The sequence below is a fragment of the Flavobacterium sp. N2270 genome (assembly GCF_025947225.1).
GTDB lineage: Bacteria > Bacteroidota > Bacteroidia > Flavobacteriales > Flavobacteriaceae > Flavobacterium.
The window spans coordinates 678,960-696,476 of the sequence record NZ_CP110005.1 but is presented as its reverse complement, the minus strand read 5'-3'; the positions used below and the strand labels follow the sequence as shown (position 1 = coordinate 696,476).

At 30.9% G+C, this 17,517-nt stretch carries 17 protein-coding genes; 10 read left to right on the top strand and 7 right to left on the bottom strand.

Going from position 1 to position 17,517, the window contains the following annotated elements; translation table 11 throughout:
• The first annotated feature begins 4 nt into the window (after positions 1-4).
• The 4 genes from sufB to OLM55_RS03235 all read left to right on the top strand — a co-directional run bounded on the left by sufB (position 5) and on the right by OLM55_RS03235 (position 4,523).
• Positions 5-1,453 carry a Fe-S cluster assembly protein SufB gene (sufB, locus tag OLM55_RS03250; RefSeq protein ID WP_264559989.1) on the top strand — a complete coding sequence of 483 codons (1,449 nt, stop codon included), beginning with the start codon at positions 5-7 and terminating at the stop codon, positions 1,451-1,453.
• Positions 1,454-1,488: 35 nt separating this feature from the next.
• Positions 1,489-2,238, top strand: a complete 750-nt coding sequence (gene sufC, locus OLM55_RS03245) for a Fe-S cluster assembly ATPase SufC (RefSeq protein WP_264559988.1) — start codon at positions 1,489-1,491, stop codon at positions 2,236-2,238.
• Positions 2,239-2,249: 11 nt separating this feature from the next.
• Entirely contained in the window at positions 2,250-3,566 is a 1,317-nt protein-coding gene (sufD, locus tag OLM55_RS03240; protein WP_264559987.1) for a Fe-S cluster assembly protein SufD, read from the top strand.
• 135 nt (positions 3,567-3,701) lie between these two features.
• Positions 3,702-4,523 (top strand): hypothetical protein, encoded by an 822-nt coding sequence (locus OLM55_RS03235; RefSeq protein ID WP_264559986.1) that lies wholly within the window; start codon positions 3,702-3,704, stop codon positions 4,521-4,523.
• Positions 4,524-4,570: 47 nt separating this feature from the next.
• On the opposite strand, the gene OLM55_RS03230 is transcribed toward OLM55_RS03235, so the two are convergent.
• The 3 genes from OLM55_RS03230 to OLM55_RS03220 form a co-directional block, all read right to left on the bottom strand.
• A complete protein-coding gene (locus tag OLM55_RS03230; RefSeq protein WP_264559985.1) occupies positions 4,571-6,208 on the bottom strand; it encodes a serine hydrolase domain-containing protein in 1,638 nt (545 codons plus the stop codon).
• Between the two features lie 178 nt (positions 6,209-6,386).
• Entirely contained in the window at positions 6,387-6,827 is a 441-nt protein-coding gene (locus OLM55_RS03225) for a hypothetical protein (RefSeq protein ID WP_264559984.1), read from the bottom strand.
• The gene (locus OLM55_RS03220; protein ID WP_264559983.1) at positions 6,824-7,162 is read right to left on the bottom strand and encodes a PadR family transcriptional regulator; all 339 of its coding nucleotides are present in this window, start codon (positions 7,160-7,162) and stop codon (positions 6,824-6,826) included. Before OLM55_RS03220 ends, OLM55_RS03225 begins: the two co-directional genes overlap by 4 nt.
• A 141-nt stretch (positions 7,163-7,303) precedes the next feature.
• Here OLM55_RS03220 and OLM55_RS03215 point away from each other — a divergent pair, with 141 nt between their 5' ends.
• From OLM55_RS03215 to OLM55_RS03190, 6 genes are all read left to right on the top strand, one after another.
• Positions 7,304-8,518 carry an aminotransferase class V-fold PLP-dependent enzyme gene (locus OLM55_RS03215; RefSeq protein ID WP_264559982.1) on the top strand — a complete coding sequence of 405 codons (1,215 nt, stop codon included), beginning with the start codon at positions 7,304-7,306 and terminating at the stop codon, positions 8,516-8,518.
• Positions 8,519-8,619: 101 nt separating this feature from the next.
• Positions 8,620-9,105, top strand: coding sequence for a hypothetical protein (locus OLM55_RS03210; RefSeq protein ID WP_264559981.1), 486 nt, complete (start codon positions 8,620-8,622; stop codon positions 9,103-9,105).
• A gap of 3 nt (positions 9,106-9,108) precedes the next feature.
• Complete coding sequence (locus OLM55_RS03205; protein ID WP_264559980.1) at positions 9,109-9,528, top strand: SufE family protein; 420 nt, start codon at positions 9,109-9,111, stop codon at positions 9,526-9,528.
• A 12-nt stretch (positions 9,529-9,540) separates the two neighbouring features.
• Entirely contained in the window at positions 9,541-9,864 is a 324-nt protein-coding gene (locus OLM55_RS03200) for an SUF system Fe-S cluster assembly protein (protein ID WP_264559979.1), read from the top strand.
• A 66-nt stretch (positions 9,865-9,930) separates the two neighbouring features.
• The gene (locus OLM55_RS03195) at positions 9,931-10,434 is read left to right on the top strand and encodes a DUF2480 family protein (protein WP_264559978.1); all 504 of its coding nucleotides are present in this window, start codon (positions 9,931-9,933) and stop codon (positions 10,432-10,434) included.
• A 74-nt stretch (positions 10,435-10,508) separates the two neighbouring features.
• Positions 10,509-11,396 (top strand): DUF3078 domain-containing protein, encoded by an 888-nt coding sequence (locus OLM55_RS03190; protein ID WP_264559977.1) that lies wholly within the window; start codon positions 10,509-10,511, stop codon positions 11,394-11,396.
• Positions 11,397-11,448: 52 nt separating this feature from the next.
• Here the strand turns inward: OLM55_RS03190 and hflX are convergent, their stop codons facing one another.
• The 4 genes from hflX to OLM55_RS03170 form a co-directional block, all read right to left on the bottom strand.
• Positions 11,449-12,678: a GTPase HflX gene (gene hflX, locus OLM55_RS03185; RefSeq protein ID WP_264559976.1), complete on the bottom strand. Its 1,230-nt coding sequence runs from the start codon at positions 12,676-12,678 to the stop codon at positions 11,449-11,451.
• Positions 12,679-12,771: 93 nt separating this feature from the next.
• The gene (locus OLM55_RS03180) at positions 12,772-14,073 is read right to left on the bottom strand and encodes a DUF5689 domain-containing protein (RefSeq protein ID WP_264559975.1); all 1,302 of its coding nucleotides are present in this window, start codon (positions 14,071-14,073) and stop codon (positions 12,772-12,774) included.
• Positions 14,063-14,695, bottom strand: a complete 633-nt coding sequence (locus tag OLM55_RS03175; protein WP_264559974.1) for a hypothetical protein — start codon at positions 14,693-14,695, stop codon at positions 14,063-14,065. Before OLM55_RS03175 ends, OLM55_RS03180 begins: the two co-directional genes overlap by 11 nt.
• Positions 14,696-14,707: 12 nt before the next feature.
• Positions 14,708-17,491 carry a TonB-dependent receptor gene (locus OLM55_RS03170; protein WP_264559973.1) on the bottom strand — a complete coding sequence of 928 codons (2,784 nt, stop codon included), beginning with the start codon at positions 17,489-17,491 and terminating at the stop codon, positions 14,708-14,710.
• Between the last annotated feature and the right edge of the window lie 26 nt (positions 17,492-17,517).

Here is a 17,517-nt window from a genome sequence, read left to right as displayed (position 1 = left end):
AATAATGTCAAAATATACCGAAGACGACTTAAAAGTCGAATTAGAAAACAAAGAATACGAATACGGATTTTACACCGAATTAGACTCGGAAACATTTCCTATAGGTCTTAATGAGGATATTGTTCGTGCAATTTCTTTGAAAAAAGAAGAGCCAGAATGGATGACAGAATGGCGCTTAGAAGCTTTTCGAGCATGGAAAGAAATGATAGAGCCAGAATGGGCAAATGTTCATTATGCAAAACCAGATTTTCAAGCCATTTCGTATTATTCAGCACCAAAGAAAGTTGATCCAAACAAGACTTTAGATGATGTTGATCCTGAATTATTAGCGATGTATAAAAAGCTAGGAATTTCAGTTGACGAACAAAAGAAAATGAATAATATTGCCATGGATATTGTGGTCGATTCGGTTTCTGTAGCTACAACTTTTAAGAAAACTTTAGCAGAAAAAGGCATTATTTTTATGAGTATTTCTGAAGCAATAAAAGAGCATCCAGAATTAGTTCGTAAATATTTAGGAACTGTTGTGCCTCAAAAAGATAATTTTTATGCAGCTTTAAATTCGGCTGTATTCTCAGATGGAAGTTTCTGCTATATTCCAAAAGGAGTTAAATGTCCAATGGAACTTTCTACTTATTTTAGAATTAATCAGGCAGGAACAGGTCAGTTTGAAAGAACACTTTTAATTGCTGACGAAGGAAGTTATGTTTCATATTTAGAAGGTTGTACCGCTCCAAGTCGTGATGAAAATCAATTACACGCAGCCGTTGTTGAGTTAATTGCTTTAGATGATGCTGAAATTAAATATTCAACTGTACAAAACTGGTTTCCAGGAAATAAAGAAGGAAAAGGTGGTGTTTATAATTTTGTAACGAAAAGAGGTTTGTGTGAGAAAAACGCAAAAATTTCTTGGACACAAGTAGAAACTGGTTCAGCCGTAACTTGGAAATACCCTTCTTGTGTGTTAAAAGGAGATAATTCAATTGGTGAATTTTATTCAATTGCTGTAACTAATAATTTCCAACAAGCAGATACAGGAACAAAAATGATTCACTTAGGAAAAAACACTAAGTCAACCATTATATCAAAAGGTATTTCTGCAGGAAAATCACAAAATAGTTATAGAGGTTTAGTACAAATTTCTGCAAGAGCTGAAAATGCTCGTAACTTTTCACAATGTGACAGTTTGTTGATGGGAAATAATTGTGGAGCACATACTTTTCCATATATAGAAAGTAAAAATACTTCTGCAATAATTGAACACGAAGCTACAACCTCAAAAATTGGTGAAGACCAAGTTTTTTATTGTAATCAACGTGGAATTCCAACAGAAAAAGCAATTGCTTTAATTGTAAATGGTTTCAGTAAAGAAGTATTGAATAAGTTACCAATGGAATTTGCTGTTGAAGCACAAAAATTATTGGAAATTTCGTTAGAAGGTTCTGTTGGATAGTAAAAAATTAATTAAGAATAAAACACATTCAAAAAATGTTATCAATAAAAAATTTACACGCTTCAATTGAAGATAAAGAAATATTAAAAGGAATTAACCTTGAAGTTAAGGCTGGGGAAGTACATGCGATTATGGGACCAAATGGCGCTGGAAAATCTACATTATCTTCTATTATTGCTGGAAATGAAAATTACGAAGTTACACAAGGTGAAATTTTCTTAGAAGGAGAAGACTTATCAGAATTAGCACCAGAAGAAAGAGCGCACAAAGGTGTTTTCTTATCATTTCAATATCCAGTTGAAATCCCAGGTGTTTCGGTAACGAACTTTATTAAAACTGCAATTAACGAAAGCAGAAAAGCAAAAGGTTTAGAGGACATGCCTGCTAACGAAATGCTAAAGTTGATTCGTGAAAAATCAGAATTATTAGAAATTGATCGTAAGTTTTTATCTCGTTCGTTAAACGAAGGTTTTTCTGGAGGAGAAAAGAAAAGAAATGAAATTTTTCAAATGGCAATGTTAGAACCTAAAGTGGCTATTTTAGATGAAACCGATTCTGGTTTGGATATCGATGCACTTAGAATTGTTGCCAATGGTGTTAATAAATTAAAAAGCAAAGACAATGCAGTAGTTGTAATTACGCATTATCAAAGACTTTTAGAATATATTGTTCCCGATTTTGTTCATGTATTAATGGATGGAAAAATTGTGAAATCAGGAGGAAAAGAATTGGCTTTAGAGTTAGAAGAAAGAGGTTACGATTGGATTAAAGCTGAATTAGTCTAAAGACAAAAAAAATGGAATTAAAAGATAAATTAATATCGTCATTTATGGCATTTGAAGAAAAAATTGACACTTCTTCTTCATTACATGATGTTCGATCTGCAGCAATAAAAAATTTCGAAAACAAAGGTTTTCCTTCTAAAAAAGAAGAAGCTTGGAAATATACTTCTTTAAATGCAGTTTTAAAGAATGATTTTTCGGTTTTCCCAAAAAAGGAAAATGCAGTTGAATTTGCAACTGTAAAAAAATATTTTTTACACGACGTTGATACTTATAAAGTAGTTTTCGTGGATGGAATTTTTTCTTCTTTCTTATCTTCAACAACACATGATGGATTAGATGTTTGTTTAATGTCTTCTGCCTTGAACAAACCGAAATACAAGATGGTTATTGACGAGTATTTCAATAAAATTGCCAGCAAAGACGAAAGTTTAACAACTTTAAATACCGCATTTGCAAAAGAAGGTGCTTATATAAATGTTCCAAAAAGTAAAGTAGTAGATAAACCAATTGAAATTATTTACTTTTCAACAGGAAATGAAGCCGCTTTAATGGTTCAACCAAGAAACTTAGTAATTGTAGGAGAAAATGCTCATGTTCAAATTATTGAGCGTCATCAAAGTTTGAATAGCAATCCTGTTTTAACGAATTCAGTTACCGAAATATTTGCTCAAAAAAGAGCTATTGTAGATTATTATAAAATTCAAAACGACGTACAAACAGCCAATTTAATTGACAATACTTACATTGCGCAAAAGCAAGAAAGTAGAGTAGCTGTACATACGTTTTCATTTGGAGGAAATATTACACGTAATAATCTAAACTTTTATCATCAAGGTGAACGAATTGACTCAACCTTAAAAGGAATTACAATTATTGGCGACAAACAACATGTTGATCATTATACTTTAGTGCAACATGCAACACCAAATTGCGAAAGTCACCAAAATTATAAAACTATTTTAAGCGACAGTTCAACAGGAGTTTTTAACGGAAAAATTTTCGTAGAAAAAGAAGCGCAAAAAACAAATGCTTTTCAGCAAAACAATAATATTCTTCTAAGTGATAAAGCAACAATTAATGCAAAACCTCAATTAGAAATCTTTGCTGATGATGTTAAGTGTTCACATGGTTGTACCATTGGTCAATTAGACGAAAGCGCATTATTTTATATGCAACAACGTGGAATTCCTAAAAAAGAAGCTCGTGCGTTATTAATGTTTGCATTTTCTAATGAAGTAATTGAAAGTATTAAAATACCTGAATTAAAACAACGTATTACAAAAATTATCGCAACTAAATTAGGTGTAAACTTAGGTTTCGATTTGTAGTAATTTAGATTCATATTAAAACATAAAATCCGTCTTTTTGACGGATTTTATGTTTTAAATATTTTTTAAAAAATACGTCATTTGCCTTATTAATTTTTGTTCCTTAAATATTTAGTTTTACAAAAAACATATATTATGAATAAATTTATTTCTGCTTTTTTACTTATTGTAAGTATAAATGTAAATTCTCAAGAAAAACAAACTAAAATTTTTGCCCCTTTTAATCCAAAAGCTTTAGTTTATAAATTAGCTGACATAAATCCAGATTTATATCAATTTAAAGGCGCAATTAAGACAATTAAGACAAATGGTTATTCAATTGAAGAGTTTGACCAAAAAGGCAGGTTAATACAGTCATTTTCAATTGATGATGAAGGACGAAAAAAAATCACAAAAAAATATATTTACACAGATGCCTTTACAATTAAAACGACTACATATGTAGATGAAGGCGGCATTATAAATGGCGAATACAAACTAGACAAAAGTGGAAATATAATATCATACATTTATGTGGGCGGTGAAAATACACCTGATTATTATGATAAATACAATATTCGATATGAATATAATAATGGTCTTTTAACTAAAGAAATTGTAGATGTTTCTGAAAAAGGTTATGAGCATAAAAACGAAATAACAACTTATAAATACGATGAAAAAGGAAGAGTTGTTGAGTCTCGATTTTGGTATGATGCTAACGAAGATATTGAGTTTTTAAACACTTATGACTATTCATTATTTGAAAAAAGCAAAACAATATCGGCATTAATTGGAAATGGATATTACAGTAAAACTTACACCTATAATAACAATCTTACACTTGTAAATCAAACTGTGAAAGAAGGAGATTACTATTCTTCCGATTTTTTTGAAGGTTATAATTCCCCTATATATGACACATATGGAAATTTTATCTCTGGTTCATCAACAACAATTGTATACACATACTATTAAAATAGTATTCTAAATATTAGGTTTAAAAATTTGGAGTATAGTTTGGTTTAAATTTTAACAAATACGATTTCTTTTACAGTGCCATCAGATGATAAAAGCATTACAGAAATCTCATTTTTATCATTTCGAGTAAAATGATATAATGTTCTGTCATTATTACCAAATTCATCTTTTTGAACGGTTGATAATGGAATGTTTTCATGGTTTCTGTAAGACAAATGTAAAACTCCATCTTTTTCGTAAAAGTTGTAGGTTACATCCAACTCATTGGAATAAAATTTTCCAACAAACTCTTTTGTGTTAACTGATTCAGAGTTAATAAAAACGGCTCTTTTAAAATAAAAAGGCGTCCCTCCAAAAGTGATAACTAAATCATGCTTTTCGTTTTTAGTAAAATCATATTTAACACTTTCACTATTTATCCTGTGGAATTTATTTTTTTCAAAACCTTTTAATGCGATTGAATTTTTTGCTCTTGCGCCTTTAGATTTTAATGTGTCATTTTCAAATAGAATTTCCATTTTCATGTCGCTGTTAATTTCTTTGTATTGCCCAACGAAAAGTTTAAAATCTTTTGATTTTACTTTAAAATTCTTGTTTGTTGTTTCTTTTTTTACTTCTGTTTTAGGAATAAAAATATCTAGTATGTCGTAAGAAATAGGCGTTGGATTAATAGATTCTAAATTGGTTATTAGTATTACGCCTAATTTTTTTTCTGGAATTGTTATTAATTGCGATTGACCTCCCCAGCCATAACCGCTATGACTAACAGTTTTTAAACCTTTATAATCATCAACCATTACGCCACGAGCATATTTTGCTTTTTCGCCAGACGGAAGTGTTTCTAACGTAGTTAAAAAGAGGGTCAATTCTATAAATTCTATATTATCGCCATTTAGCATGTTTATCCACAATGCCATGTCTTTTATGGTTGAGCCCATGCTTCCAGCGCCATAACTTATTTGTATTCTCGGCATTTGTATGTAGCCGTCTTTTGTTTTTTGGTACCCTACAGCCTTGTTTTTAATGATGGTGTTGTTCTCTATTCGAACTAAAGTATTGTGCATTCCTAAAGGAATAAATAGTTTTTCTTTAGAAAATTCATGTAAGTTTTTATTAGAAATTCGCTCAATAATTAACGTAAGTAAATTGTAAGAAGTGTTACCATAGAGCACTTTTTCGCCAGGAAGATTGGTCATGTTTTTCTGCTTACATGCAATATCGTAAACCGTTTGATTATCATAATATTCTTTATCATAATCAAAGCCGGCTAAGTACATCGATGAATGATAATCTCTGAAACCACTAGTGTGATTTAGTAAGTGTCTAATCTTAATTATGTCTTTCTTCTCTGGTAATTCCGGAAGAAAAGTTCTAATATCATCATCTAAACTTAGTTTGTTTTCTTTTATCAGCGCCCAAGCACAAGCTGCTGTAAATTGTTTTGCAATTGAGGCAATGCTAAAAACGGTAGAATCTGAATTTTTTATATTGTATTCCAAAGTTGCTAGTCCAATGCCTTTAGAATAAATTATTTTTCCATCTTTTATTATCCCAATTCCCAATCCAGGTGCATTTGGTTGCTCGTATTTTTGTAAAATAGAATCTATTTTCGAATTGATATTTTGCCCAAAAGTTGCTAATGAATTTATAAAAAAAATGCTAATTATAGTTAATCTAATCATGCCTTTGTAGTTTTATATTTCTAATAAAAGTAAGTTGGTATCAATCCGAAGTTTAAAAGGAGAAAGCCTGCAAACACAATCATTCCTCTATAAGGCCAATGAAGAAATTCAAACATTGCACCAATTCCCAAAATAAATGTGGTTAAAAAACCCAGTATATAAAATGATTTTGTCATGATCATCTATTGGTTAAGATTGTTTTTTGATAAGAGCGCTTGTATTTGTTATAGAATGCGAATGGAATCGTTAGGAAAATTAAAAGTGTAAATCCAGTGGCTAATAATATACTTGAATAAGGCCATTGGTTCAGTTTGAATAAAAACCCTAAAGCTAATAGCATTATATTTAAAGAAGAAACCATGTAAAAAGCTCGTTTTCTTGCTAGAAATGATTGTATTAATTTTTTCTCATCCTTTTCTTTTTGAATAATTTGCATAGTTGCATAACCGCCAAGTTTTTCAATTGCTTCTTTATAAGCCAATTCAAAAGTTTCGTGAGTAGAATTTTCTATATGCGTACAAATATGGTCTAACAAATCTTCTTTTAAAACTACATTTGTAATTCCATAAAAAGACAAAGTAGTTTCTATGTATTCTATATTTTTATCTGTAATTATCATGATGCAGTGGTTTTAGCATTAAAAATTAGATTCAATGTGTTAATAAAATCGTTTAATTCTGCTGTCATTTCTACAATTGCCAATTTCCCTGAAGCAGTAATTTGATAATATTTACGAACGCGTTTGCCAAAAAACACTTTTTCTGTTTCTAAAATACCATCAGCTTCAAGTTTATGAAGAATAGGATATAGTGCACCTTCAGAAATATCTATTTTTCCTTGAGTGAGTTCTTTTACTCTTTGCGTAATTTCATAGCCATACATTTTATCGTTTTCACTGATCAACTTTAAAATAATTGGCAATAATGTTCCTTTGGTTAGTTCTTTGCTATACATTTTACAAATATACATTTTATTCCAATGTATTGTAAAAAAATGCAAATTATTTTTTTTGAGCTCATTTCCTGTTGATTTTAACCTTTATTTATTCTAATTTTAAATAATCAAATTGTAAATTTGTACACAAATTGATTTATAATGTTTGATGTTCAAAAAATAAGAGCCGATTTTCCAATTCTTTCACAAAAAGTGAATGGAAAACCGTTGGTTTATTTCGATAATGGAGCAACGGCACAAAAGCCGCAAGTGGTAATTGATGCTATTTCTAAATATTATAGCGAAATAAACGCTAATATTCATCGTGGTGTTCATACATTGAGCCAATTGGCTACAGATGCTTATGAAGCGTCGAGAAACACCATTCAAGCTCATTTAAACGCAAAACACAACCACGAAATAATTTTTACTTCAGGAACGACTTTGGGGATTAATTTGGTAGCAAATGGTTTCGCAAGTTTATTAAATGCTGATGATGAGGTTATGGTTTCGGCATTAGAACACCATAGTAATATTGTTCCTTGGCAGTTTTTATGTGAAAAAACAGGAGCAAAGTTGGTAGTTATTCCAATGAATGATGAAGGAGAATTGGTTATGTCTGAATTTGATAAATTACTATCTACTAAAACCAAAGTTGTTGCTGTAAATCACATTTCAAATGCATTAGGAACGGTTAACCCAATTGAATATATTATTGAAAAAGCACATGGAGTAGGAGCGGCTGTTTTAATTGATGGAGCTCAGTCAACACCTCATTTACGACCAGATGTCCAAGCTTTAGATTGTGATTTCTATGTTTTTTCTGGACACAAAGTGTGCGGGCCAACTGGTGTAGGAATTCTTTATGGTAAAGAAGCTTGGCTTAATAAATTACCACCTTATCTTGGCGGTGGTGAAATGATTAAGGAAGTAACTTTCGAAAAAACTACTTATGCCGAATTGCCTCATAAATTTGAAGCCGGAACGCCAAATATAGCTGCAGGAATTGTATTAGGAACTGCAATTGACTATATGAATAACATAGGTTTTGATGCTATTGCTAATTATGAACAAGAATTATTGGACTACGGAACCAAACGATTATTAGAAATTGAAGGATTAAGAATCTACGGAACCAGTACAAATAAAGCTTCGGTAATTTCATTTAATATTGAAGGAATTCATCCTTATGATATTGGCACGATTATAGATAAATTAGGTATAGCGGTTAGAACCGGTCATCATTGTGCACAACCTATTATGAGTTATTATAATATTCCAGGTACAATACGAGCAAGTTTTGCTTTTTATAATACCAAAGAAGAAATTGATATCTTTGTAGAAGCAGTTAAAAAAGCACAAATGATGTTATCTTAAAATTTTAATTATGAAATGAGCATGACCGAAAATTGGTCGTAAACACCATTGAAGATATGCGAATTACATATGACCAATAAAAAAACAATAAATAGCTACATATGAAACTACTAACATTTTTAATAGCACTTTTCATTACTATTACAAGTTGTAATTGTCAAAAAGCCACAACCAATGAATCTAATTTGCTTGCGGCAAAAGAAAATAATACCAATATGAACCAAGAATCAAATGTTCCTGTAATGATTTATGAAGCTAATTCAAGAGGTTACTTTATAAAATTAAAAGTAGAGAATAGAAAAATCTATATTTCAAAAGATAGAAACGCAAGTGATTTTAAAACTTCAAATGCAATTTCAGATAAAGATTGGGATGAAATTTCTAAATTGGCTTTAGCAGTCGATTTAAATTCCGTTAAAGATTTGAAATGGCCCACTGAAAAAAGATTTTATGATGGTGCAACACACGCAAATATTACGTTCATTAAGAATGAAGTAGAATATCCAGCAAATGGATTTGATGGTGGTTTTCCACCTAAAGAAATAGCTACACTAGTAAATAAAATTGTTGAATTAGGAGAAAAATAATAAATGACGATACAACAAATACAAGAAGAGATAGTAGATGAGTTTTCAATGTTTGATGATTGGATGCAACGATATGAATACATCATTGAACTTGGAAAATCTTTACCTTTAATCAACGAAGAGTATAAAACAGAAGAAAACATTATCAAAGGCTGTCAATCTAAAGTTTGGGTTCAAGGAGAAGAAAAAGAAGGAAATATTGTTTTCACTGCAGATAGTGATGCAATTTTAACAAAAGGTATAATCGCTATTTTAATACGTGTTTTTTCTAATCAAACACCACAAGATATTTTAGATGCAAATACCGACTTTATTGATGAAATTGGTTTAAAAGAACATTTATCGCCAACTCGTGCAAACGGTTTAGTGTCTATGATAAAAAAGATAAAAATGTATGCTTTAGCTTTTCAGGCAAAGCAATAATTAAATAAAAAAATGGAAGAATTTAACGATACAGTCAATTTAGGAGAAAGCGTAGTAAAGGTTTTAAAGGGAATATACGATCCAGAAATTCCTGTAGATATTTACGAATTAGGTTTAATTTACGATGTAATGATTAATGAAGACAATGATGTTAAGGTTTTAATGACTCTAACTTCTCCAAATTGTCCTGTTGCTGAAACATTGCCAATGGAAGTGGAAGAAAAAATTAAATCATTAGACCCTGTAAATTCATGTGAAGTTGAAATTACATTCGATCCACCATGGACAAAAGATTTAATGAGTGAAGAAGCGAAGCTTGAATTAGGAATGCTGTAAATCATTAAGCAGTATTCCGTTGGCAGTTTACTGAACACGATTTATTGATAACTGAACACTAAAAATATGGATGAAATTATAAATAAAGTTGCCAATAGTAAGTTAATGGTTTTCGATTTAGAAGACTATTTTCCAAAGGAACAAGTGTTGAGTTTAGATATTTCTCAGTTTTTATTTGAGGGATTTATTCTAAAGGAAAAAGAATTTAGAGATCAATTAAAAAATTTTAATTGGAGTCAATTTAAAAATAAATACGTTGCTATTTATTGTAGTACAGATGCTATTTTACCTGCTTGGGCTTTTGCTTTAGTTTCTACTTATTTAGTTTCTTATTCTATTTTTTCAATTCAAGGTACAGTAAAAGAAATGATTGTCTCTATTTATGCTAAAAATTTAGAAAAAATAGATTTTTCTATTTATAAAGAAGTTCCAGTTATATTAAAAGGTTGTGCTAAAAAAGAAGTACCTCAAGAAATTTATGTTTTGGCTACACAAAAATTAATTCCGTTTGCCAAGAGTATTATGTTTGGCGAAGCGTGTTCTGCTGTTCCCCTTTTTAAAAGTAAATAATTTCGTTCTTACACTAATTTTGATTTTTTATTGATTTTCAGTACTTTTGCATTTTTAAAATTTAAAACAACAAAATGAAAAAATTAGTACTTGCATTTTTATTTGTATCAACAAGTATTTTTGCACAAACTACAGAAGGAGAATTAATTAATGTAACTTCTGGTGCAGAAACTAAAGTAAAGGACACAACTAACATGGGTTGGAAAAGAGGAGGAAATTTTGTTTTTCTTTTCAATCAATCGGCATTTAATAATGAATGGTTAGGTGGAGGAACATCTAATATGGCTGGAAATATTGGTGTTAATTATGATTTCAATTATAAAACACCAACCTTAATTTGGGACAATAAAATTATTGTTGCTTATGGTCTTACTAAATTAAAAGGTCAGGAAACTACAAAATCTGATGATAGAATTGAGTTTACTTCTTTATTGGGTAAAAAAGCGAAAGGATACTGGTTTTATTCGGCTTTCTTAAACTTTAAAACACAAATGGATTCTGGTTTTGATGCTGCTACAGGAACAAAAATCTCTCATTTCTTTTCTCCTGCTTATTTACAAGCTGGTCCAGGTATGTTGTGGAAAAAAAGTGACAATTTAAAAATAAATATTGCACCTGCAACTTCTCGTTTAATTTTTGTACATGACCACTTTACACAATTTGGTTCTGCATTTGGTGTAGAACAAGGCGAAACTACAAGATATGAATTTGGAGCTGCTTTAAATGCGTATTATAAGTTTTCGATTATGGACAATGTAACTATGGAAAACATAGCGAACTTATATTCTAATTATTTAGATAACCCAGGAAATGTTGATATTGATTATCAAATGAACTTAGTTATGAAAATTAATAAATATCTTTCTACTAATGTTTCTTTTCAAGCAATTTATGATGACAATGCAATTGGAGCATTCCAAATTAGAGAAGTATTTGGTTTAGGTGTAAACGTTACATTTTAATCAACAAATACTTATATATTACAAAAAAGACCTCATTTGAGGTCTTTTTTTGTTAATCTTCTGTTTCTTCTACAGTATCTTTATATTCTGGGTATAAGAAATTGTTATAAGGAAAACGTGTAATATGAACATCTCTTACAGCATCATATACTTTTTCTCTAAAGACCTCAAAGTTTTCTTTATTGGTTGCAGATATAAACAACGCATTGCTTTCGCCAACATTATGCATCCAAGTATTTTTCCATTCCTCTAGTGAATAATGTTTGGGTTCTCTTTCTGTCATTAGATCGTCTTCAGCTAAGTATACTGGTTTATAGGCATCAATTTTATTAAAAACCATTATTATCGGTTTATCATCCGCTTTTATATCTTTTAAAATTGAATTTACCGATGCAATATGATCTTCAAATTCTGGATGAGAAATATCTACTACATGCAACAATAAATCAGCCTCTCTAACTTCATCTAAGGTGCTTTTAAACGAGTCAACTAGTTGAGTTGGTAGTTTTCTTATAAAACCAACTGTGTCGCTTAAAAGAAATGGTAAATTTCGTATTACGGTTTTGCGAACTGTAGTATCTAATGTTGCAAATAATTTATTTTCAACAAAAACATTACTTTTCCCAATAGCATTCATTAAAGTTGATTTTCCAACATTTGTATAACCCACAAGAGCAACACGAACCATTGCGCCTCGATTTCCACGTTGTGTAGCCATTTGTTTATCAATTGCTTTAATTTTGTCTTTTAATAGCGAAATTCTATCTCTTACAATACGTCTGTCCGTTTCAATTTCGGTTTCACCAGGACCGCGCATTCCAATTCCTCCTTTTTGACGTTCAAGATGCGTCCACATTCCTGATAATCTTGGCAGTAAGTATTGGCATTGCGCTAGCTCAACTTGTGTGCGAGCATAAGAAGTTTCTGCACGTTGGGCAAATATATCTAAGATAAGGTTTGTTCTATCTAATATTTTACAATCGATAATCTTAGAAATATTTTTTTGTTGAGATGGTGTTAACTCATCATCAAATATAACTGTTGAAATAGCATTATCAATTACATAATGATTTATTTCATCAATTTTCCCTGTACCAACAAAAGTTTTTGGGTTTGGTTTTTCCATTTTTTGTGAAAAACGCTTAATTACTTCACCACCAGCAGTATAGGTTAAAAACTCAAGTTCATCTAAATATTCTTTTAATTTTTCTTCATCTTGGTTTTGAGTAACTATACCTACAATTACAGTCTTTTCAAAATTGTGTTCTATTTTTTCTAACATGGTCTTTCTTTATCTGTTACAAAGGTAGAACTATTTTTGCATAAAAAAACGTCCTGCATTGCAGGACGTTTTTAAAATATATAAAATCAATTATTATTGAATTTTTACATTGTCTACTTCCCAAGTACTTGCGGCACTTGCTGTACAAGTATATTTGAATCCAATATAAACACTTCCACCTGTATACGCAGAAAGGTCTATATTACCTGAATTAGTCCAAATATAACTTCCTGTATTAGTGTCATAAGTAGCTGTTAAATTAGTCCAAGTAGCAGATGTAGGATTACCTGATCCACTATAGTTTGTAGAAATTTTAGCCTCTAATACATTTCCAGCAAATTTTGATGCAGTTTGGAATGTTAATGTAGCAGAAGAAACAGAACTTAAGTCAATGCTAGGAGAAATTAACCAATCTTCATTAGCTGTTTGTCCTGAAGAAGCATATCCTGACATTTTAGCGCAATTTCCTGGGTTACCATATTGAGTATCTAAAACCCACGCAGGAGTTCCAGAAACACTAAACTTAGTCCAACTTGCATAGTTGTTAGAGAAAGTCTCTTCAAATAAAGGTACAACTCTATTATTTGTTAATTTAACATCGTTTAAAGTTCTAACCATGAATTGGTAATCACTACCGTATTTTGTTAAAACACCTCTAATTTTACCATTTTTATTAGGAATTATATTTGTTGCAAAAGAGGCATATTCACTTACTCTAACAATAATGGTATTTCCATCTACATCAGTAATAAGGTGATTTGTTGCTCCACCTAAATTATTAACTGTTTCATCAAAATACATTTTACCTGTAGAAGCATCTGAAAACTGTACAGCATCAAATTCAATTAGCATATTTAAATACTGATTATTTTTTGCTTGTGTAATTGTTAAATGTTTAACGATATCATCTTCATTAACTTTTGTACAAGAACGTGTAATAATACTTTGATACTCTACACCAGAAATTCTTCCTACACCACCAGCATAATCAGAACCTATAACAGTGCTATTATTTTGAGTGTTAAAAAATCTATCTTGCATTTTAATAAATACTTTTCTTCCTGGTTCGTATTTAGTATATAAATTGTAGTTATCTACAGGTACACTGAAACCAACCGTACCATCTATAGATGAAAAAGAAATAGATTTATAAAAGTTTCCACCTTGATCACTTGAAGTTACATAAGCCTCAATAATGTCGTCATTAGACCCATAAGATACAGCAGTACTAGTTGCAGCAGAAGCTATACTTTGTACAGTTACATTAGCAACCAAGTCAGTACAATTATCAGCTGGAGTTCCATAATCGTCACCGTTTACACAACTAAAAAAAGTTGCAAAAACAGCAGTTGTTAAAATTAATTTTAAATTTTTCATAGCTTTCTTAATTTTCATTAAACAATTTTACATCATCAATTTGAAAAGCACCGTCTAAAGTAGTATTTGTTCCTGAGCCTTTAAATTTAAATGCAATATATATTTCTCCATCATAAGGAGTTAAATTAACAGTAGACTTTACAAATTCATACCAAGAAACACTTGAAGTAGGAATGTTAGTGCCACTTAGGGCAGTCCAGGTAGCTGCTAAAACGTTTGTTCCATCATAATCTGTAGAAACGTAAGCAGTTAATGAATTGTCTGGAGAATCTACGTCTAAATGGTGTTGTGCAACACTAAATTTAAGTACTGGACTAGATTTACCTGATATATCGATAGCCGGTGTAACTAACCAAACTTCATTTACAGCCGAACCAGATCCATAAGCACTAAATTCTGCATAGCCATTTGTCACTCCACTACTTGTATATGTTTTTTCTCTCCACAACCACGTGCCTTGTTCAGCAAAGTTAGTCCATCCTGTCAAATCAAGATCTGTATTTGGAGTGGCAGTTTGAAAATCTTCACTAAAAAATGGATTTCTAATGGTAGGAATTTCAAAATCATCATCACTAACACAACTAGTTGTTGTAACTAATGTAATGGTTAATAAAAATAAATTTTTAAATATATTTTTCATAGTTATATTTTTTTAGAAATTAATATAGAAGTTTACAAAATATGTTCTTCCGTATCCGTAGAAATATTTTGGTCCAAATGCAGGAGTTCCATTAGCTTGGTCAGCTACTAAATCTGTATAAGTAGCTTTTCTTGATTGCTCAAAACCACCCGTTTTATATTCAATATCTAATAAGTTGTTTATAGAAGCAAAGAAACCAAAAGTGTTTCTGTTTTTAGAGCTAATTCTCCATGATTTTCCTCCCACTAAATTAAACAACATAAAGTCATCAAACTTCTCTTGTTTTAATAACTCTCTTACAGTTGTTTCATCAGCACCTGGATAAGAAATTCCTGTTGCAGGGTCTATTGTAAAGTTATCTGTTCTTAAAATACTAGAAACATCTAAATAACTACCAGCTAAGTAATTTGCGTTTGCACTTACCCACCAGTAATGAGGATCTCTATATTCTAAACCAAATGAATATGCTTGTTGAGGCATTCCAGGTTGGTGGTAATCTTTTAAGTAAGCTGTTCCAAAATCTTTGATAGGATCTAAACCTATCGCAGCTCTACCATCGTCATTTGTTATTAGGTTTGCATTACTAGAATAAATATATTGTCCAAATGAAGCAGCACCCGTTGCTTTTATTGTAGAAGTAATTTGGTATTCTAATCCTAATTCAGCACCCATAGATTGCTTGTCTAAACCGGTAACAATTTCACTAATAAAAGAATCATCTGCAGCTCCAGTTGAAGTGTTTACATCACCAATACCTTCTCCATAATAGAATGAAATCTCAGTTGTGTTTTGAATTTTAGTATAGAATCCAGAAAGACGAGCTTTTAATTTTGGTGTTCTAATGATATAACTGGCATCAGCACTAGTAATTGCTTCACTCTCTAAGCCCGGTGTGTAATTGTTATTTAAACGTGCATTAGAAAAAGAGTTTCTTAATGTTGGCGCTTGTGTCATATACATTGCATTGAAATCTAATAAATGACGACCAGAAATCTTATATGTTAAACCTCCTTTGAAACCAAAGTTTTCAAAAATTTTCGAATCACTGTCTCCATAAGAGTTGTTAGCGTAAATTCCGTTTCTGTATAAACCTTCTCTTTTGTATTCTGTTCTAGAGAATGTTTGCGCTAAATAGAAATCTACTTTACTGTATGAAAATTTAAATTGAGTAAAACCATCAAAAGTAGTAGCAAATAGGTTGTAATTATAACCATAAGTGTCACCTTCACCAACAATTCTGTCGGGATTGTTTAAGTCAGATTGAGTTGCATCTCCTGTAAAGAAAGGGTCAATATCTGAAAAATAAGTTCCTCCCATTAAATCCAAAAGATTTTGATGATTGTGTGATTTTAATCTTTTAAAATTAGCAGAAGCATTTAAAGTAATGTTGTCAGATAAACTTGAATTTATGATAGAGTTTGCACTCCATAATTTATCATCAGTTCTATCTTCATATAAAACATAAACACTTTGACCTGGGTTTACGCTGTTTTGGTTTGCAATATACATTGCATTCCAGTCTATTTGTGAATTAGATCTAAAAATGTTCGCCACATCATCTAGTTGTGCTTGAGTATATCCACCTAAATTACTGTAGTAACTAGGAAGGTTTCTATAGTATGTAGGATCAGGGTTATTTGCTGTTTGAAAGTCAATTCTTGAATTACCTATCGTTCCAAATTGATATGCAACATTAGTATTTAAAGTAGTTTTTTCACTTATTTTCCAATAATGAGATAACATGTTTACTGGCTCAGCAATATCTTTATCTCTTGAATTTCTTTTTTTACCATCTTGCCAACCCCAGTATGAATTGTACTTGTACCCCATTAAGTCTGTTACTTCTTGAGTGTTTGGAGAAGATTTTCCTCTACTATTTTCTGCATAAATTGAAGTAAAGTTTAAACTGTGTTTATCGTTGAATTTTTTCTCAACACTTGCAAACATTGAGTTAGCACTATAATCTGTTCCTTCAAAATGTCCTTCATCTGCCCATCTTCTTGAAGCAGAAACCACAAATGCCCATCCTTTATCATCTAAACCAGATACATGAGTTGCCATTGCTCTCCAACTATAGTTTGTGTTTGTTCCAGAGAAAGTAACTCTAGAACCTTTTCTATAGTGAGAAGCTCTTGTGTTTATTTCTTGTGTACCTAAAGCTCCTCCAAAAGTAAAGTCTGATGGTCCAGAACCCATTGTAAACTCTTGGTTTCTTGTTGCATCATTTAAACCTCCCCAGTTACTCCATTGTGGTCTTCCATCATAAAGCTTATTCATAGAAATACCATTAATCATAGTTTTTCCGTAAGCATTATCTAAACCTCTAATTCTAAAACGAGCTTGCCCCCAGTTAAAAGCAGCAGCTTGTTGATAAGTGTCTCTTGAGGCTTGTAATAACCCAGAAGTACTTTCAGAACCTGAGTTATCGTCTCCTAAATCGTTTTCTGTAATAGTAACTAAACTTAATTGTTGTTCACTAGTTACATCTTCTTCTAGAACAACATTTCCTAGTTCTAAAGTTTCTCCTTTAGTTAATTCTAAAAGTAAAGTCTGCGTAATGTAACCAGAGTAACGAACATTAAGAATTTGTTCTCCATGAGGTAATTCTTGAAAAACAAAATTTCCTTCTGAGTTGGTTAATACAGATTGATTTGTACTTTGAATTGTTACTACAACATTTTGTAGTGCATTTTGTGATTTACCATCAATTACTTTTCCTGTTAAAGCTGGGTTTTCTTGTGCAAAAACAAAAAGAGCTTGCAATACAAATAATGTACTTAAAACAAGTTTTTTCATAAACGAAATTAAAATTATTATTAATT

What these genes read in the sequence shown, in the direction of transcription:
- sufB (WP_264559989.1), top strand. Translation starts at nt 5, where the DNA reads ATGTCAAAATATACCGAAGACGACTTAAAAGTCGAATTAGAAAACAAA.
- sufC (WP_264559988.1), top strand. Translation starts at nt 1,489, where the DNA reads ATGTTATCAATAAAAAATTTACACGCTTCAATTGAAGATAAAGAAATA.
- sufD (WP_264559987.1), top strand. Translation starts at nt 2,250, where the DNA reads ATGGAATTAAAAGATAAATTAATATCGTCATTTATGGCATTTGAAGAA.
- OLM55_RS03235 (WP_264559986.1), top strand. Translation starts at nt 3,702, where the DNA reads ATGAATAAATTTATTTCTGCTTTTTTACTTATTGTAAGTATAAATGTA.
- OLM55_RS03230 (WP_264559985.1), bottom strand. Translation starts at nt 6,208, where the DNA reads ATGATTAGATTAACTATAATTAGCATTTTTTTTATAAATTCATTAGCA.
- OLM55_RS03225 (WP_264559984.1), bottom strand. Translation starts at nt 6,827, where the DNA reads ATGATAATTACAGATAAAAATATAGAATACATAGAAACTACTTTGTCT.
- OLM55_RS03220 (WP_264559983.1), bottom strand. Translation starts at nt 7,162, where the DNA reads ATGTATAGCAAAGAACTAACCAAAGGAACATTATTGCCAATTATTTTA.
- OLM55_RS03215 (WP_264559982.1), top strand. Translation starts at nt 7,304, where the DNA reads ATGTTTGATGTTCAAAAAATAAGAGCCGATTTTCCAATTCTTTCACAA.
- OLM55_RS03210 (WP_264559981.1), top strand. Translation starts at nt 8,620, where the DNA reads ATGAAACTACTAACATTTTTAATAGCACTTTTCATTACTATTACAAGT.
- OLM55_RS03205 (WP_264559980.1), top strand. Translation starts at nt 9,109, where the DNA reads ATGACGATACAACAAATACAAGAAGAGATAGTAGATGAGTTTTCAATG.
- OLM55_RS03200 (WP_264559979.1), top strand. Translation starts at nt 9,541, where the DNA reads ATGGAAGAATTTAACGATACAGTCAATTTAGGAGAAAGCGTAGTAAAG.
- OLM55_RS03195 (WP_264559978.1), top strand. Translation starts at nt 9,931, where the DNA reads ATGGATGAAATTATAAATAAAGTTGCCAATAGTAAGTTAATGGTTTTC.
- OLM55_RS03190 (WP_264559977.1), top strand. Translation starts at nt 10,509, where the DNA reads ATGAAAAAATTAGTACTTGCATTTTTATTTGTATCAACAAGTATTTTT.
- hflX (WP_264559976.1), bottom strand. Translation starts at nt 12,678, where the DNA reads ATGTTAGAAAAAATAGAACACAATTTTGAAAAGACTGTAATTGTAGGT.
- OLM55_RS03180 (WP_264559975.1), bottom strand. Translation starts at nt 14,073, where the DNA reads ATGAAAATTAAGAAAGCTATGAAAAATTTAAAATTAATTTTAACAACT.
- OLM55_RS03175 (WP_264559974.1), bottom strand. Translation starts at nt 14,695, where the DNA reads ATGAAAAATATATTTAAAAATTTATTTTTATTAACCATTACATTAGTT.
- OLM55_RS03170 (WP_264559973.1), bottom strand. Translation starts at nt 17,491, where the DNA reads ATGAAAAAACTTGTTTTAAGTACATTATTTGTATTGCAAGCTCTTTTT.